This is a genomic window from Actinoallomurus purpureus (assembly GCF_024055795.1).
Taxonomy (GTDB): Bacteria; Actinomycetota; Actinomycetes; order Streptosporangiales; family Streptosporangiaceae; genus Actinoallomurus; species Actinoallomurus purpureus.
In genome coordinates, this window is sequence record NZ_JAMXMY010000029.1 from 1 (window position 1) to 14,248 (window position 14,248).

The 14,248-nt window shown below is 69.3% G+C and carries 16 protein-coding genes and 1 pseudogene; 12 read left to right on the forward strand and 5 right to left on the reverse strand.

Features of this window, described 5'->3' with window-relative positions:
- Positions 1 to 181 precede the first annotated feature (181 nt).
- Positions 182 to 853 carry a GntR family transcriptional regulator gene (locus tag NE236_RS37795; protein WP_252847088.1) on the forward strand — a complete coding sequence of 224 codons (672 nt, stop codon included), beginning with the start codon at positions 182 to 184 and terminating at the stop codon, positions 851 to 853.
- Positions 854 to 869: 16 nt separating this feature from the next.
- Here NE236_RS37795 and NE236_RS37800 read toward each other — a convergent pair whose 3' ends face one another.
- Positions 870 to 1,847, reverse strand: a complete 978-nt coding sequence (locus NE236_RS37800) for a zinc-binding dehydrogenase (protein ID WP_252847089.1) — start codon at positions 1,845 to 1,847, stop codon at positions 870 to 872.
- 94 nt (positions 1,848 to 1,941) lie between these two features.
- Between NE236_RS37800 and NE236_RS45375 the strand changes: the two are divergent.
- From NE236_RS45375 to NE236_RS37810, 3 genes and pseudogenes are all read left to right on the forward strand, one after another.
- A pseudogene (locus NE236_RS45375) lies at positions 1,942 to 2,193 on the forward strand (AraC family ligand binding domain-containing protein); the annotation flags it as partial.
- A 60-nt stretch (positions 2,194 to 2,253) separates the two neighbouring features.
- Complete coding sequence (locus NE236_RS37805) at positions 2,254 to 2,772, forward strand: helix-turn-helix transcriptional regulator (protein ID WP_252847090.1); 519 nt, start codon at positions 2,254 to 2,256, stop codon at positions 2,770 to 2,772.
- 112 nt (positions 2,773 to 2,884) lie between these two features.
- Positions 2,885 to 3,751: a hypothetical protein gene (locus tag NE236_RS37810; RefSeq protein ID WP_252847091.1), complete on the forward strand. Its 867-nt coding sequence runs from the start codon at positions 2,885 to 2,887 to the stop codon at positions 3,749 to 3,751.
- Here the strand turns inward: NE236_RS37810 and NE236_RS37815 are convergent.
- Positions 3,741 to 4,160: a MerR family transcriptional regulator gene (locus NE236_RS37815; RefSeq protein WP_252847092.1), complete on the reverse strand. Its 420-nt coding sequence runs from the start codon at positions 4,158 to 4,160 to the stop codon at positions 3,741 to 3,743. The two genes, NE236_RS37810 and NE236_RS37815, sit on opposite strands and share 11 nt — an antisense overlap.
- A gap of 28 nt (positions 4,161 to 4,188) precedes the next feature.
- Here NE236_RS37815 and NE236_RS37820 point away from each other — a divergent pair, with 28 nt between their 5' ends.
- Positions 4,189 to 4,947 (forward strand): methyltransferase domain-containing protein, encoded by a 759-nt coding sequence (locus NE236_RS37820; RefSeq protein WP_252847093.1) that lies wholly within the window; start codon positions 4,189 to 4,191, stop codon positions 4,945 to 4,947.
- 9 nt (positions 4,948 to 4,956) lie between these two features.
- Here NE236_RS37820 and NE236_RS37825 read toward each other — a convergent pair whose 3' ends face one another.
- Both NE236_RS37825 and NE236_RS37830 read right to left on the reverse strand, forming a co-directional pair.
- Positions 4,957 to 5,532 (reverse strand): phospholipid scramblase-related protein, encoded by a 576-nt coding sequence (locus NE236_RS37825; RefSeq protein ID WP_252847094.1) that lies wholly within the window; start codon positions 5,530 to 5,532, stop codon positions 4,957 to 4,959.
- A gap of 137 nt (positions 5,533 to 5,669) precedes the next feature.
- Entirely contained in the window at positions 5,670 to 6,527 is an 858-nt protein-coding gene (locus NE236_RS37830; protein ID WP_504915097.1) for a DUF72 domain-containing protein, read from the reverse strand.
- A gap of 198 nt (positions 6,528 to 6,725) precedes the next feature.
- Between NE236_RS37830 and NE236_RS37835 the strand changes: the two genes are divergently transcribed.
- From NE236_RS37835 to NE236_RS37865, 7 genes are all read left to right on the forward strand, one after another.
- Positions 6,726 to 7,259 (forward strand): hypothetical protein, encoded by a 534-nt coding sequence (locus NE236_RS37835; RefSeq protein ID WP_252847096.1) that lies wholly within the window; start codon positions 6,726 to 6,728, stop codon positions 7,257 to 7,259.
- A 47-nt stretch (positions 7,260 to 7,306) separates the two neighbouring features.
- Entirely contained in the window at positions 7,307 to 8,326 is a 1,020-nt protein-coding gene (locus NE236_RS37840) for a hypothetical protein (RefSeq protein WP_252847097.1), read from the forward strand.
- A 33-nt stretch (positions 8,327 to 8,359) separates the two neighbouring features.
- Positions 8,360 to 9,694, forward strand: a complete 1,335-nt coding sequence (locus NE236_RS37845; RefSeq protein ID WP_252847098.1) for a Dyp-type peroxidase — start codon at positions 8,360 to 8,362, stop codon at positions 9,692 to 9,694.
- Between the two features lie 66 nt (positions 9,695 to 9,760).
- Positions 9,761 to 10,630 (forward strand): bile acid:sodium symporter, encoded by an 870-nt coding sequence (locus NE236_RS37850; RefSeq protein WP_252847099.1) that lies wholly within the window; start codon positions 9,761 to 9,763, stop codon positions 10,628 to 10,630.
- Between the two features lie 946 nt (positions 10,631 to 11,576).
- Positions 11,577 to 12,326: a redoxin family protein gene (locus tag NE236_RS37855; protein WP_252847100.1), complete on the forward strand. Its 750-nt coding sequence runs from the start codon at positions 11,577 to 11,579 to the stop codon at positions 12,324 to 12,326.
- Between the two features lie 93 nt (positions 12,327 to 12,419).
- Positions 12,420 to 12,947 carry a GNAT family N-acetyltransferase gene (locus tag NE236_RS37860; RefSeq protein WP_252847101.1) on the forward strand — a complete coding sequence of 176 codons (528 nt, stop codon included), beginning with the start codon at positions 12,420 to 12,422 and terminating at the stop codon, positions 12,945 to 12,947.
- A gap of 94 nt (positions 12,948 to 13,041) precedes the next feature.
- A complete protein-coding gene (locus NE236_RS37865) occupies positions 13,042 to 13,461 on the forward strand; it encodes a VOC family protein (protein ID WP_252847102.1) in 420 nt (139 codons plus the stop codon).
- A 73-nt stretch (positions 13,462 to 13,534) separates the two neighbouring features.
- Here the strand turns inward: NE236_RS37865 and NE236_RS37870 are convergent, their stop codons facing one another.
- The gene (locus NE236_RS37870) at positions 13,535 to 14,128 is read right to left on the reverse strand and encodes a TetR/AcrR family transcriptional regulator (RefSeq protein WP_252847103.1); all 594 of its coding nucleotides are present in this window, start codon (positions 14,126 to 14,128) and stop codon (positions 13,535 to 13,537) included.
- Positions 14,129 to 14,248 lie beyond the last annotated feature (120 nt).

A 14,248-nucleotide genomic window follows, 5' to 3' on the forward strand; every position in this document is an offset into this window, starting at 1 on the left:
CAACAAGCCGACCGCCGGCCGGATCCGGTTCGTCCGAGCCGGCCACGACCGGGGCGGCGGTGAGCGGACGCCGCCTGCGGAGGTATACGTGGTAGCGCGGGGCGCCCGTGGCCGTTTCACGGGTGCCGGCCGGCATGGCCTGGGAGGATCGTCGCCGTGGGCCTTTGCGAGAGGACCTGGGATGAGTGAGCTGAACCTGCCGGCACTGGGGACGCGGCAGAACGTTCGCGAGCAGATCGCGCACGCGCTGCGTGCCTCGCTGGTGGCCGGAGAGATGCGCCCGGGCGTCGTGTACTCCGCGCCCGCGCTGGCCGAACGCTTCGGTGTCTCGCCCACCCCCGTCCGCGAGGCGATGCTGGACCTGGTCAAAGAGGGCCTGGTCACCGTGGTGCGCAACAAGGGCTTCCGGGTCACCGAGCTGTCCGACCGGGACCTGGACGACATCACCGAGGTGCGCGCCCTGATCGAGGTGCCGACCGTGGGCCGCGTCGCCGCGTCGCCCGAAGGGGTCGAGGAGCTGCGTCCCCTCGCGGAGGCCATCGTGGCCGCCGCCGAACGCCGTGACATCCTCGCCTACATCGAGGCCGACCAGGCCTTCCACCTGGAGTTGCTCGCCCTGGCCGGCAACGCGCAGCTGGTCGAGGTGGTGCGCGAGCTGCGCCACCGCTCCCGGCTGTACGGGGTGCCGACCCTGGCCGAGCGCGGCGAGCTGCTGCCCTCGGCGCGCGAGCACCTGAGCCTGCTCGACGTCGTCGCGCGCGGCGACGTCGAGGGCGCCGAGACGCTGATGCGCCACCACCTGCGCCACGTCCGCGGCATCTGGGCCGGCCCCACCAAGGCCACCGGCAGCTGACCTACTGACCGACGCTCTATGGCACCACGACAAGCTTCCCGGTGGCTTGGTCGTTCTCCATGTACCGGTGGGCCGCGACGATGTCGTCCAGGCCGAAGACACGGTCGACGTTGGGTCGATAGACGCCGGCCTCGACCTCGTGGACGATCCGCTGCAACATGGTCGTGCCCGCGCTGCCCTTGTAGTTGTCGCTGTGGAACGCCGTGAGCTTGGTTCCGGACGGGATCATCGCTACCGGTTGGAAGTCCGTGATCGCCCACCCACTGAGCGAGCCCGCCACACACACCGTCCCGCCACGACGGACCAGGTGCAGCGAGTCCACTGCCGTGCTCGCCCCGACGAGATCCAGAACATAGTCCGGACCCTCGGGCCAGACCGCGTGCATGCTCGCCGCCAGCGGTCCACCGGCGTCGACGAGTACGTGGTCGACGCCGACCGCGGTCAACGCGTCGATCTTGCCTTGCCGCCGAGTCGTGGCCGCGATCTCGACACCGTAGCCGGACGCGATCGATGCGGCCGCCATCCCTACCGACGAGGTCCCGCCACGGATCAGCAACCGCCCCTGGTCACCCGGCACGACCCCCAACGCGTCCAACGAGCCCTGCGCGGTCAAGTACGTCTCAGGTAGTGCCGCCAAGACGTCCCACGGCAACGTGGTGGTGACCGGCATCAGCAGCGAGTTCGGCAACAACGCATACTCCGCATAGCCGCCGTCGAACTCCCTGCCCATCTCGCCCATCACCGCCGCGACGGTCGTCCCATCCGGCAACATCGGATCGGTCGAGGCCGCCACGATGCCCACACATTCGATCCCAAGCACACGCGGGAACGTCACGTTCGGGGAGTGCCCCTGGCGGGTCCTCAGCTCCGACCGGTTCAAGCCCGTGCCCTTCACCTGCACCAGGCTCCAGCCCTCCCGAACCGCTGGTACCGGCAGCTCACGGATCTCCAGCACCTCCGGGCCACCCGCCCCGACACAGACCGCCGCTCGCATCGTCGTACTCACCTCACACCATCTCGAGATCATCGCGCATACGTCCACTGTCGCCAGAAGGCGCTGTGTCCGGCCACCGGTAGAATGCCAACTTATGCTCGTTGGCCGCCAACCTCCCCAGTCGGGTTCGACGTCACATCTATGGCCGTCCGGGGGGGTGCATCTATGGCCGTCGGGGGGAACAAGCTCAGTGCATTCCCATCCGCGTGGACAACTGGTGTACGCAGCCCGTGGCGTCCTATCAGTTCACACCGAACGTGGCACATCGATCGTTCCGGCCAATCGAGTCGCATGGACCCCCGCCGGGTTCACGCACTACCACCGCGCTCACGGCCACACCGATATGCGGATCCTCTTCCTACCGGCATCCCTCGCCCGGCTCGTACCAGGCCATCCTGCCGTGTTCATGGTCTCCGACCTCGCCCGCGAAATCCTGCTCACCCTCACGGGCCCACGCAACTACGACCGCGCCGCGGGCAACTACGACCGCGCCGCGGGCAACTACGACCGCGCCGCGCGCGCTCGCCTCCGTCGCGTCCTCGTCGACGAACTCCACGAAGCACACGAGCAGCCACTGCAGCTGCCAGAACCACACGATGACCGATTGCAGGCCATTGCCCGGATGCTGTACGAGGAGCCCGGAGACAACGCCTCACTGGCCGAACTCGGGCAGGCGATCGGAGCCAGCGCCCGCACTCTCAGCCGACTGTTCCACAACGAACTCGGCATGACCTTCTATCAGTGGCGCACACAACTACGCATTTTTCACGCACTCGTCCTTCTCGCCGACGGACACGACACGACCCACGTCGCCCACGCCTGCGGCTGGGCGAACCCCAGCAGCTTCATCGCAGCCTTCACCAAACTCATCGGCACCACCCCGGGCCGCTACCGAACCGGACGCGGCGTACTCCCGGGGGAGTAGGCGTTTCACCGGCGGCCTACCGCCGCCGGTGCAGTCTTGCTGCCTCTTCCCGCCCGATGACCGATCCTGGGCCGTCCGGCGATGCTTCGGGGGGAGCGAAGAGGAGGCCGATATGACGATCCTGCCGACCGCCCGGACGAGAACGGCGGCCCACCCGAGCGTCCACGGCACCGAGGAGGCGGCCCGCGGCGTGGCCGGTGCGCTCAGGCAGGTGTTCGTCGATCGGGCACAGGGCCGCTGGGCGGGTCTGCGCCCGATCGAGCGGGCGTGCCTCCTCATCGGGGCCGTGCTGATCGCCTCGGGCGTCTTCCACTTCGGGGTGTTCCTCGTCCGGGGTGGGCCGTGGGAGGGGCCGGTGTCCTGGCGCAAGCCGGCGACGTTCGGCCTGTCGTTCGGGCTGACCCTGATCTCCATCACGTGGGTCGCGTCGTATCTGATGCTGCGCCCGCGCGTACGGGCCTGGCTTCTCGGGGTCTTCGCGGCCGACTGCGTGCTGGAGGTCGCCGGCATCACGGTGCAGGCGTGGCGGCACGTCCCGTCCCACTTCAACACCGAGACGCCGTTCAGCACCGCGGTCGCGATGAGCCTCGCCTTCGGCGGCGCCGTCCTCATCGCCGTGCTCGGCACGCTGGCGGCCGTCGCGTTCCGGGGCAGGACGAGCGGACCGGCGGACCTGCGGCTGGCGCTGCGGGCGGGCTTCGGGCTCCTGGTGGTGGGCCTGGCGACCGGCGCGGCCATGATCGCGAAGGGGGAGGTGCTGATCCGGTCCGGGCACCGGCAGGAGGCGTACGAGACGGCCGGGTCGCTGAAGTGGGTGCACGGCATCACCCTGCACGCGGTCCTCGTGCTCCCCGCCCTCACGGTGCTGCTGACCGCGCTGGATTGGGCGCCGGCACGCCGGTACAGGGCGGTCACCATCGCCGTCGCCCTCTACGTGACCGCTGCGGTCGCAGCCCTGGTGATCTCTCTCATCCGCTGAGGTCGCCGCCTGCCCCCGCGATCCGATCGGTCAGGACGGCCTGGAAGTGAGGGCATCGGGTGAAGTCCTCGTGGTCGCAGTCCAGGGCCGCCTCGATCAGCCGGAGGGACGCCTGCGACCGGGCGATCCGCTCGGCCAGCTCACGCCGGTGACCTTCCATGATCGCCCGTCGTTCGGCCGGCCGCCGCACGGCGAACATCCGGCGGATGTCCTCCAACGCCAGCCCCGCCTCCTTGGCGCGAAGGATCATCGCGACCCGGTAGAGGTCATCCGTCGTGTAGCGGCGGCGCCCGCCGGCCGCCCGGACGGGCGCGAGCAGCCCCATGGACTCCCAGTGCCGCAGGACATGCGTGGCCAGGCCGAACCGCTCGGCGATCTCACCGATGCTCATCGAGGCGCTTGACTTCACGTCGACATTAAGTCGCAGCATGGCGCGCATGTCCACGAACCACATCGATGACATCGACGTCCTCATCCGCACCCTCGACATCGCCGACGCCCTGCCCGGCGCCGCCGACCTGCGGGCCCGCTCCTACGAACTCCTTCGCCCGGCCCCGGACGCCCGCGTGGCCGACGTGGGATGCGGCGCGGGTCGTGCCGTCGCGGAGATGACCGAGCGCGGAGCGCGGGTGACCGGCGTCGACGTCAGCGAGCGCATGCTGGCGGTGGCGCGGCGGCGGTGGCCGGGCGCGGACGTCCGCGTGGCCGACGCCTGCCACCTTCCGTTCGACGATGGGGAACTGACGGGCTACCGGGCGGACAAGGTCTATCACGAGCTCCAGGACCCCGCCCGGGCAGCGGCGGAGGCCCGGCGCGTGCTCGCGCCGGGTGGGCGCGTCGTGCTCGTCGGCCAGGACTGGGACGCCTTCATCATCGACTCCGGCGACCCGGCGCTCACCCGCACCATCGTCCACACGCGCGCCGACCTGGTCGCCTCACCACGTGTCGCGCGTCACTTCCGGGGGCTGCTGCTCGACGCCGGGTTCGCGGAGGTCACCGTCGAGGTGCGGACCGGTGTGTTCACCGGGACGGCGATGCTGCCCATGGTCACGGGGCTGGCCGAGGCGGCGAACGCGGCCGGCGCGATCACCGGCGAGCAGGCCGGCGGCTGGATCGCCGAGCAGACCGAACGCGCACGGGCCGACCGGTTGTTCCTCGCGGTCCCCTTGTTCCTGGCGGCGGCGCGCGTGGCCTGAGCCCGGCCCCTACTCGTACAGCGCCAGGTCGAGCACGATGGTCGTCATGACGATGAGAGTGCGGACCGGCTCGGGAGCGGAGCCGGAGAACGCGACCTTGTAATTGTCGGCCGGAGTGAGCCACTCCTTGACAGGGCCCGCCCATGTCTTGCTCACCTGAGCGATCCGGGCTTTCGAAGGCCCGGTGACGTGGAAGTGCTTCAGCGACAGCTCTCCGACGACGGTTCCCACCACCTGGTCCTGCTCGTCGGTGAGGGAGTAGTGACGTGTCGTCCCGGTCGCGAGGATCCGGCCGACCAGCTCCCCCTCCGGACGGTGGACCTCGGCGAGCCGCCCGTCCGGGTGGCGGGTCAGCACCAGGATCGGCTGGTCGTCGGCGTCCGTCACCGTGAGGATCCGGGCGTCCGTCGGCGGCGCGGTCGGCAGCGCCGCCTTCAGCATTTGCAGGCGCGTACGCCTGTCGGTCTCGGCGACGGACGCCAGGCGATTGCGCTTGTCGCCGAAGATCTCGTATTTCGCCTGGGTGGGGAGGATCTTGCCGGGTTGCCGCACCCGCACGACGGGGGAATCGAAGAGCACGTCCACAGACCGAGTATGCCTTGAGAATTTGCCCGACAGGGCCGGACCACGCGCGACATCTTTGATTCCCCGGCCGTTCGTCGCCGCACACCGGAGGCGACCCAATGGGGAGGATCGCTTACAACGCGAGTTCGTCGTGTCCGTCAGAACAGGGTCGGCGGCTCGGCCGGTGCCCGCATCGGTTCGGGGAGCGGCTCGATCTCGGGCAGCCGGGCCCGTACGTCCTCGTGAAACCGGCGGGCGAGCATCAGCGCGTCGGCGTTGTCGGGTGTGTGGATGAACACGGTCGGCGAACGACCCTCGCGGAGCCACTCGGTGACCTGGCCGACCCACCCCTGCCAGCCCTCGACCGTACGGTCGAGGGAGTCCCGGCCCATGTAGCGGACGATGGGGCGATCGGTCAGGGCGGCCGTCCGGCGTGCCACGCGCGGTTTGCGCGTCCACGCGTCCCGTTCCATGTCGCTGGTCGGCGGGCTCTGGAAGAGCGTCGTCGTGTCGAACGGGATCCACTCCGCGCCGACACCGGCGAGCGCCGTCTCGAGGAGCCGCGCGGCGCTTTCGTTCTCGAAGAACGCGCGGTGGCGCACCTCGACGGCGTACCGGTACGAGGGAGGGAGCCGGCGGAGAAAGCCCGCCAGCGCCCCGACGTCGGCCGGTGCGAACGCCGGCGGGAGCTGGATCCACAGCGCGTGCGCTCGCGGGCCGAGCGGCTCGATGGCGTGCAGGAAGGAACGCAGCTCCGCGCCGACATCGCCGAGGCGACGCTCGTGGGTGATCGACCTGGGCAGCTTCAGGACGAAGCGGAAATCCGGGTACGTCTGGTCCGCCCAGGTCTCCACAGTGCCGCGCGCCGGAATGGCATAGAAGGTGGTGTTCCCCTCCACCGCGTTGCACCAGGTCGCATACGCCGTCAACCGTTCCTGCGGAGGCAGCGGATGGGGCAGGAAACGCCTTTGCCATGGCGCATGGGTCCACATCGCACACCCCACATGAAGCGTCACGCGGGCGACGTTACCGAACGGACCGGGGACGGCCGGCTTGACCTTGCCTTATGGCAGGTTCAGGAAATCTGAGCGCTCAGAGGCGGGCATACGCTGAGTGATGGAGCTGGTGGTCGGCGTCGCCGGTGCGTGGGATGATTGCCTGGTCAGGTGGCCTTTGGCCTGTTCCCCCTCTGGCCGCGTGAGGGAGGAGCTGGTATGGACATCACGCCACAGGCGATGGTGATCCCCAAGGAGACCGACCACCTCGAACAGGGCAAGCACGGCCCCGTCTTCCCGAGGACCCCGGCGTGTTACGGGTTCACCATCATCGCCGACGTCAAACCCGGCCGGGCCGAGGCCATCCGTAACCACGGTCACGCGCTGGCCGAGGCCCTGGAAGCCGATCCGCATCTTCTGGCGCCGTTGAAGCTGCACTACCTGCGCTGGGTGCTGTTCGACGACGACACCCGGTTCATGTACCAGGGGATCTTCGACACCGACTTCGACAAGTACACCGAGGACGCCATCGCGTTGTTCAGCAAGGCGGGAGTGAGCACGGTGTTCGAGAACCTGGTGGGCTTCCCCGAGGACTGGAGGACCAATCCCGAGGCGTTCGTCAGGTTCGTCCGCGAGCATCACTGCCCGAGCTTCATCGAGTACGGAGAGTACCCGTACGTGACCGCCGATGAGATCAAAAAAGCGCTGCGGATCAAAAGCGCCCTGTCGGAGATGCTCGACCAGATGCAGTGAGATCGGTCCGGCACCGCCGTCTTACCGCAGCCGATCGGAGGCGAGATATGGGTGAGTCGAGGACCGCGCGCACCTACAACCAGAACCACGTGCCGCGCCCCTGCACCCCGGGCCGGCGGCGGGTGAGCATCTACGTCTCGTGGAGCTATCCGGCCGAGGCGGGCAGGAACCCGGCCGAGCTCGACAACCGGTTCTCCACGATGACCGAAGTGCGGCGGGCCAACTGGCCGGCGTATGAGGACCCCCGCTGGTGTGACCCGCTGCGCTTCCAGCAGGGCATCGCCGGATCGCTGGAGCTGTTCTTTTGGGGGTGGGCGCCGTTCCAGCAGTTCGCCGAGGAGACCACCGGCCACCCCGTGCCGGTGTATCAGCGCGTCGACCAGGCCGGTTTCCGCACCCTGCTGGACGAGCGGGTGCTGGATGACACCGACACCCTGTTCGTCTTCGGCCTGGACCACATGATCACCGGGCAGGAGGCCGAGCCCGCAGAGATCGAGACGCTGCGGCACTTCCTGGCCCGGGAGGGCACCTGCCTGGTGCTGGGACCGCACCACGACGTGGGAGCCTCAGACGATCTGGCCGTGCGCGACGCCGAGTATCACCATCACGGAGACGCGCTGGTGCCCCGCCAGCAACGCTTCGCCCGCTACGTCCGCGGCCTGATGCGCGGGCTGGGCGTTCCGGTGGAGAACCGTTACGGGCTGCGGCCCGCGATGCAGGAGTCCAAGAAGATCGCGCCGTTGTCGGTCAACCGGGACCTGGATACCAGGGGATGGCTGGACGGGGTGACCACCTTCAACTTCCACATGCACCTGCCGCACTACGCGGTGACGACCGACGAACCGGACCTCATCCACGTCCTGGCCAGGCAGCCGATCGACCCCTCCAGACCGGCGCACCCCTTCACCGAGGCCGGCAACACCGAGTTCAACATGTTCTTGTGGATGCCCCCCGCCGGGGAACGGGCCGGCGACGTGCTGCTGGCCGACTCCACGATCTTCAGTTCACTGTTCGGCGGCGATGAGAGCCTGCGCGCCTTCTGGAAGAACATCATCTCGGCGAAGTGACGCCCAGCCACCGAGAGAGAGTGGGGAGAATCGGTGAACACGCGACCACCCGCCGTGCTCGAGCTCGACGACATCCAACGCGGGGTCCTCAGCCCCCGGCCGACCCCGTACGCGGCCACCTACATCCTGTTTCGCATCGACGACCGGACACACGGCCGGGAGCTGATGCGGCGCGTGCGCGCCGTTGTGACCTCGGCCGCCGACACGACAAGCCCGCTGGGCGACGCCTGGGTGAGTGTCGCGCTCACCTTCCGCGGCCTCAAGGCCTTGGGGGTGCCACCGCACGCCTTGGAGACCTTCGCCTGGGAATTCCGGCAGGGGATGGCCGCTCGGGCCGCGGCACTCGGCGACGTCGGCGACAGCAGCCCCGAGCACTGGGAGGCTCCGCTGGGCACACCCGACGTCCATGTCGTGCTCACGGCCCTGGCACCCGACAGCACCCGCCTGCAGGCGACCATCGACCGCGCTCGCCCGGCCTATCAGCGCCTGCCGGGGGTGAGCGCGATCTGGCGGCAGGACTGCCATGCGCTGCCCACCGAGACCGAACCCTTCGGCTACCGCGACGGCATCAGCCACCCGGCCGTCGAAGGCAGCGGCATCACCGGCTCCAACCCGCTGGAAACACCGCTGAAGGCCGGGGAGTTCGTGCTCGGCTACCCCGACGAGCTCGGCGGCATTCGGACCCCGCAGCCCGAGATCCTGGGGCGCAACGGCACCTACGCGGCCTTTCGTAAGCTCCACCAGCGCGTCGCCGTCTTCCGCCGCTACCTCAGGGACAACGCCACCGGCCCCGAGGATGAGGAACTACTGGCCGCCAAGATCATGGGACGTTGGCGCAGCGGCGCCCCGCTGGCGCTCAGCCCCACGCGCGATGACCCCGATCTGGGCGCCGACCCCCACCGCAACAACGCCTTCCTGTACGAACACCACGACCCGGCGGGGTTCATCACGCCCGGCGGCTGCCACATCCGCCGGGGCAACCCCCGGGATGCGGCGGTGGCCGGAGAGCCGAGGCTGCACCGGATGATCCGGCGCGGCACCGCCTACGGCCCGCCGCTGCCCGAAGGGATGCTGGAGGATGACGGGGCCGACCGCGGCCTGATGTTCGCCTTCATCGGAGCGCACCCGGGCCGGCAGTTCGAGTTCGTCCAGTCCGAGTGGATGAACGACGGTGTCTTCTTCGGCGCGGGCAATGCACGCGACCCTGTCATCGGCTCGGGCGACGGTCCCGATGAGTTCGCGATCCCGCGGCGGCCGTTGCGACGGCGCCTTCGGGCGCTGCCGCGTTTCGTCGTCACCCGCGGCGGCGAGTACTGCTTCATGCCCGGTCTGAACGCCCTGAGCTGGCTCGGTGATCTCCATGACTGAGAGCGCGGCAAAGACCCACTGAGGCTTCGGCACATCGCCCGCGGCCGTCACCCCGGGGGGAAGATTATGGAAACGCTGCATCTACTGTTCAACGCGATCACCGTGATCTTCATCGCGGCCACCATGTTCGCCGCCGGCCTGGGAGCCACGCTGCCGGCGTTGCGCGCGATCCTCGCCGCCCCGTTACTGCTGGTCTTGGCGCTGGTGGCCAACCTGGTGGTCATCCCGCTGCTGGGCTGGGGCATTGCCACGCTGTTCGGCCTGCCCACCGCGGCCTTCACCGCGGTGGTGCTGGCCGCTTCATCACCGGGCGGGCCATTCGGGGCGAAACTGGGAATGATCCTTAAAGGAGACGTGGTCGCGGCAGCGGCGATGCAAGTGCTGCTCGCAGCCGCCGGCAGCATCACCTTCGGCCTGACGGCCAACGCCATCCTCACCGCGGCCAAGGTCGGAACCGGAATCTCCCTGCCCGTCGCGGCGCTGGTGCGGACCGTGGCCATCCTGCAGCTCATCCCGTTCGCAGTCGGGCTCATCCTCCGCCACTACGCATCAGCCACGGCACGGTCATGGCATTCCGTCGCCGTCACGGTCTCGAACGTGACGTTCCTGATCGTGCTGGCCGGAATGCTCCTGGGCAACTGGCGCGACGTCGTCGCGCTGATCGGCTCTCGCACCCCGATGGCCGGATTCGTCCTCGCCGCAGCCGCTTTCGCCACCGGCACCGTGCTCGCCACCGGGTCACCGGCACGCCGCACCACCATGGGAGGCGTCGCGGCCGTGCGCAACGCCGGCCCCGCCCTCGCCGCCGTCGGAATCGCCTTCGGCAACGCACCGGCCGTGCTGGGGGCACTGGCCACGGTCCTGCTCAGCGGCCTTGCCGCAGCCCTGCTGATCGCCGCAGTGCTCAGCCGCCGACAGGCCAACGACATCACCTGAGGTCGAACCGGCTCATCGGGAATGAAGGAGACGTCCGGCGCGAGGCACATCGGTCTTCGGCGCGCCAGGGATGAGGCTTTCGCGGAGCCTGCCGGCGACATAGCTTGCGCGGTCGCCGCCGACGGCGGCGTGCCAGCCGATTGCGGCAGCGTCGGAGATGCCGAGCAGATCAGCGACCATCTTCCGGTGGGACGGTACCGACCCTGACAATCAGGGCGCCATTGCGGACCTGGCTCGGGGAGGTGACGCCGCGCTCGCGCGGGGTCGGCAGAGTCGAAGATGTTGCGCAGGACGGTCGGGGCGATCAGCAGCGGGTCGGTGGTCTCCGGTCGTCCGGTGGGGATCTTCGCGGCGGGGTTGGTGAAGGTCAGCTTGCGGGCTTTGAGGACTTTGAAGATGGACCGCAGGGATGTGCCGAGCAGTGCTCGGGGACTTCCCGAGCTGCGCGGGTTTCGCCTGACCACGGTCCCGGCGCAGATGCACCAAGAACCGGTCGGCGTCCTCGGGCAGCGCAGTCCACACCGGCCGCCCGAGGAACCGTGCGAACTCAAACACCGCCGCACGTTCCTCCGACACGTAGCCATCCGTGGCTCCGGACGCGGCCACCGCCAGCACTTACTGGTCGACCAACTCCTGCTCGAAGTCTTCCTGCTCCTGGGAGCTCCGCAGGGAACGCGGAGCTCCCAGCGACCGCACCACCGCAAGGCCCATGGCCGCTCCAGATCGCCGAACCCGACCACCCATCGAGGATGCCGAGCATCCCTCAAGGATCCCGACGAACCATCAACATCCATGCGAGATCTGGTCTCGATCGACTGGCCTGGAAGGAAACGCCACGTGGCCCAGCACGGCAATCACGAACTCGTAAGAGTTGCTGCACCCATGAGGGCAGGGTCTAGGTTCGTCGATATGGAGCAGAGGCGCGCGTCATCGCAGGTCGGTCGCCATGAGGATCGGTGAGCTCGCACGACTCGCAGGAGTCACCGCCAAGGCGATCAGGGACCTGAACGCGCGGATCGAGGCGCTGCCCGCGCGCCGGGATCTCCTCGCCCATCACCTGCGACAGGCCGCCTACCGCGGCGGCAGGTCCGGCGAGCCCTTCGGCGAAAGGACCATCATGAGCGATCTGACGAAACTCCCCGCGGACCTGCCGGTTCCCGACGATGACGGCGCGGCCGATCACCTGCTGGGGCTGGTCGTCCCCTCTCTGCGACTGCCGAGCACGAGCGGCGACACGATCGACCTCGCGACGCTCGGGCGGCCGGGCCGGTCGGTCCTGTACGGCTACCCGCTCACCGGCAGGCCGGACACCGACCTGCCGGAGGGCTGGGACACCATCCCCGGGGCTCGCGGCTGCACCCCGGAGGCCTGCGCCTTCCGTGACCACCACGACGAACTCACGGCGGCCGGCGTGAGCGGTGTGTTCGGCCTGTCCAGCCAGGACACCGCCTACCAGCGGGAGCTCGTCGACCGGCTCCACCTGCCCTTCGCCATGCTCTCCGACACCGGCTTCCGGCTGGCCGAGGCGCTCGACCTGCCGACCTTCCACGCCGGCAGGGTCAGGCTCTACAAACGTCTGACCCTCGTCATCCGGCACGGGCGGATCGAGCACGCCTTCTACCCGGTCTTCCCGCCCGACCGGCACGCGGAGCAGGTGCTCGGCTGGCTGCACGACAACCCCGTCGAAGGCCCATGACCCTCTCGTGCGGCTCGGATCGGGGCACCCCAGAATGTCCGGACGCATCGCCCACGCGGCACGGGGCGAGCGTCCGACCGCAGGAGAGGTGAGATGTTCAGCCGAACGCTGGGAGACGACGCCGAGTTGCGTCCGCTGGAGCCGTGGCAGGCGACCGAGTTCGCCGCGTACGCCGACCGGGTACGCGACGCGCTCACGCCGTGGATCCCGTGGGCCTACACCGTCGTGGACGAGGCGTCGGCCCGCGCCTACCTGCAGGGCTACGCCGACCGCCAGGCCACCGACACCGGCCGGATCTTCGGCCTGTACGTCTCGGGGGCCCTGCAGGGCGGCGTCATCTACCGTTCCTTCGACGCCGCTCAGGGCGTCTGCGAGATCGGCGTCTGGCTCGCTCCGGAGGTTCGCGGCAGAGGCCTGATCACCCGCGCCTGCCGCGTGCTCATCGACTGGGCGATCGACGCACGGGGGATGGTCCGCGTCGAGTGGCTGTGCGACCCTCGTAACGAGGCCAGCATCGCCGCTGCCCGGCGCCTCGGCTTCACTCATGAGGGCACTCACCGCAAGGCCTTCCACCTCGACGGCGAACACCGCGACGTGCAGGTCTGGGCCATCGTCACCTGAGTCCCTCGGGGCCGGCGCGTGTCCGGGTGGCTCGAACCTACGCCGCCTCGGCCGACCGGGCTCTCGTCCGGAACCCGCAGTCTCAGGAGGAATCATGGCCTCTCGGCTGAACCCATACCTCAGCTTCAACGGCAACGCCCGCCAGGCGATGGAGTTCTACGCCGGCGTGTTCGGCGGAAACCTCGCCGTCAACACCTTCGCCGGGTTCGGCGCCGAGGACTCACCCGACGCCGACCGGATCATGCACGCGATGCTGGAGACCGACGCCGGTTACACGATCATGGGCGCCGACGTCCCCAGCAGCATGGAGTACCGGCCCATGTCGGGTGTCTCGTTGAGTCTCAGCGGCGACGACGCCGATCTGTTGCGCGGTTACTGGGAGAAGTTGTCCGCGAGCGGGACGACCACGATGCCGCTGCAGAAGCAGGCCTGGGGCGACGAGTTCGGCATGTGCGTCGACCAGTTCGGCGTCTCGTGGATGGTCAACATCAGCCGGCCGGCGGAAACCTCGTAGTCGCGCCGGTACTCCCGCATTCGCCGCCGCGGCTCGGCGTGCCGGTTCGCGGGCCGGCCGCTGATCCGGCGTGTCAGTCCTGAGGGCCGACGGTGGTGGGCAGGAGGGCGAGCGCGGCCCGGCGGGCGTGCTCGCCCGCGCCGGTCGCGTCGTGATGGGCCGCGACGACGGTCGCGCCTTCGACCAGCATGAGCCACTGCCGTCCCAGGGCCTGGGGATCGGCTGCCCCGGCACGCCGGGCGATGCCGGTCAGGAGTTCGAGGTAGCCGTCCAGGTGGCGCGCGGTGATGGCGCGCACGGTCTCGACATGGTGCTGGGCGGCCGCGTTCAGCATCGCGCAGCCGCGGAAGACCGGGTCGTCATACCACCTTTGAAGGGCGTCGAACACCGCGGTGAGCTGGTCGGCGTGGTCCTGCCCGGCGGCCGTGACGGCCTCGGTCAGCCATCGGGTCACCCGTTCGCTGCGTGCCTCCAGCACCGCCTGCACGAGCCCGTCCTTGGTGCCGAAGTGCCGGTAGAGCGTCTCCTTGGAGACTCCGAGGCGGGCGCAGAGTTCGGCGACGCCGATGCCGTCGAGACCGCGCTCGTACAGCACGGGAGTGGCCGTCTCCAGGATGGCGGCACGGGTGCGGGACGGGTCGATCGTCGAGCCTTTGGGAACCGGCATGACAGAGATGGTACCGGTCGGTTCGATCGACTGCTATCGTTCCGAGATCGTACCGATCGGTTCGATCTTGGAGCTGCCATGTCCGACCCTTTCGTCACCGGCCACTCTGATGACCGGGGC

Excerpts from the sequence above, each read along its gene's own strand:
- NE236_RS37795 (WP_252847088.1), top strand. The coding sequence starts at position 182 with ATGAGTGAGCTGAACCTGCCGGCACTGGGGACGCGGCAGAACGTTCGC.
- NE236_RS37800 (WP_252847089.1), bottom strand. The coding sequence starts at position 1,847 with ATGCGAGCGGCGGTCTGTGTCGGGGCGGGTGGCCCGGAGGTGCTGGAG.
- NE236_RS37805 (WP_252847090.1), top strand. The coding sequence starts at position 2,254 with ATGGTCTCCGACCTCGCCCGCGAAATCCTGCTCACCCTCACGGGCCCA.
- NE236_RS37810 (WP_252847091.1), top strand. The coding sequence starts at position 2,885 with ATGACGATCCTGCCGACCGCCCGGACGAGAACGGCGGCCCACCCGAGC.
- NE236_RS37820 (WP_252847093.1), top strand. The coding sequence starts at position 4,189 with ATGTCCACGAACCACATCGATGACATCGACGTCCTCATCCGCACCCTC.
- NE236_RS37835 (WP_252847096.1), top strand. The coding sequence starts at position 6,726 with ATGGACATCACGCCACAGGCGATGGTGATCCCCAAGGAGACCGACCAC.
- NE236_RS37840 (WP_252847097.1), top strand. The coding sequence starts at position 7,307 with ATGGGTGAGTCGAGGACCGCGCGCACCTACAACCAGAACCACGTGCCG.
- NE236_RS37850 (WP_252847099.1), top strand. The coding sequence starts at position 9,761 with ATGGAAACGCTGCATCTACTGTTCAACGCGATCACCGTGATCTTCATC.
- NE236_RS37855 (WP_252847100.1), top strand. The coding sequence starts at position 11,577 with ATGAGGATCGGTGAGCTCGCACGACTCGCAGGAGTCACCGCCAAGGCG.
- NE236_RS37860 (WP_252847101.1), top strand. The coding sequence starts at position 12,420 with ATGTTCAGCCGAACGCTGGGAGACGACGCCGAGTTGCGTCCGCTGGAG.
- NE236_RS37865 (WP_252847102.1), top strand. The coding sequence starts at position 13,042 with ATGGCCTCTCGGCTGAACCCATACCTCAGCTTCAACGGCAACGCCCGC.
- NE236_RS37870 (WP_252847103.1), bottom strand. The coding sequence starts at position 14,128 with ATGCCGGTTCCCAAAGGCTCGACGATCGACCCGTCCCGCACCCGTGCC.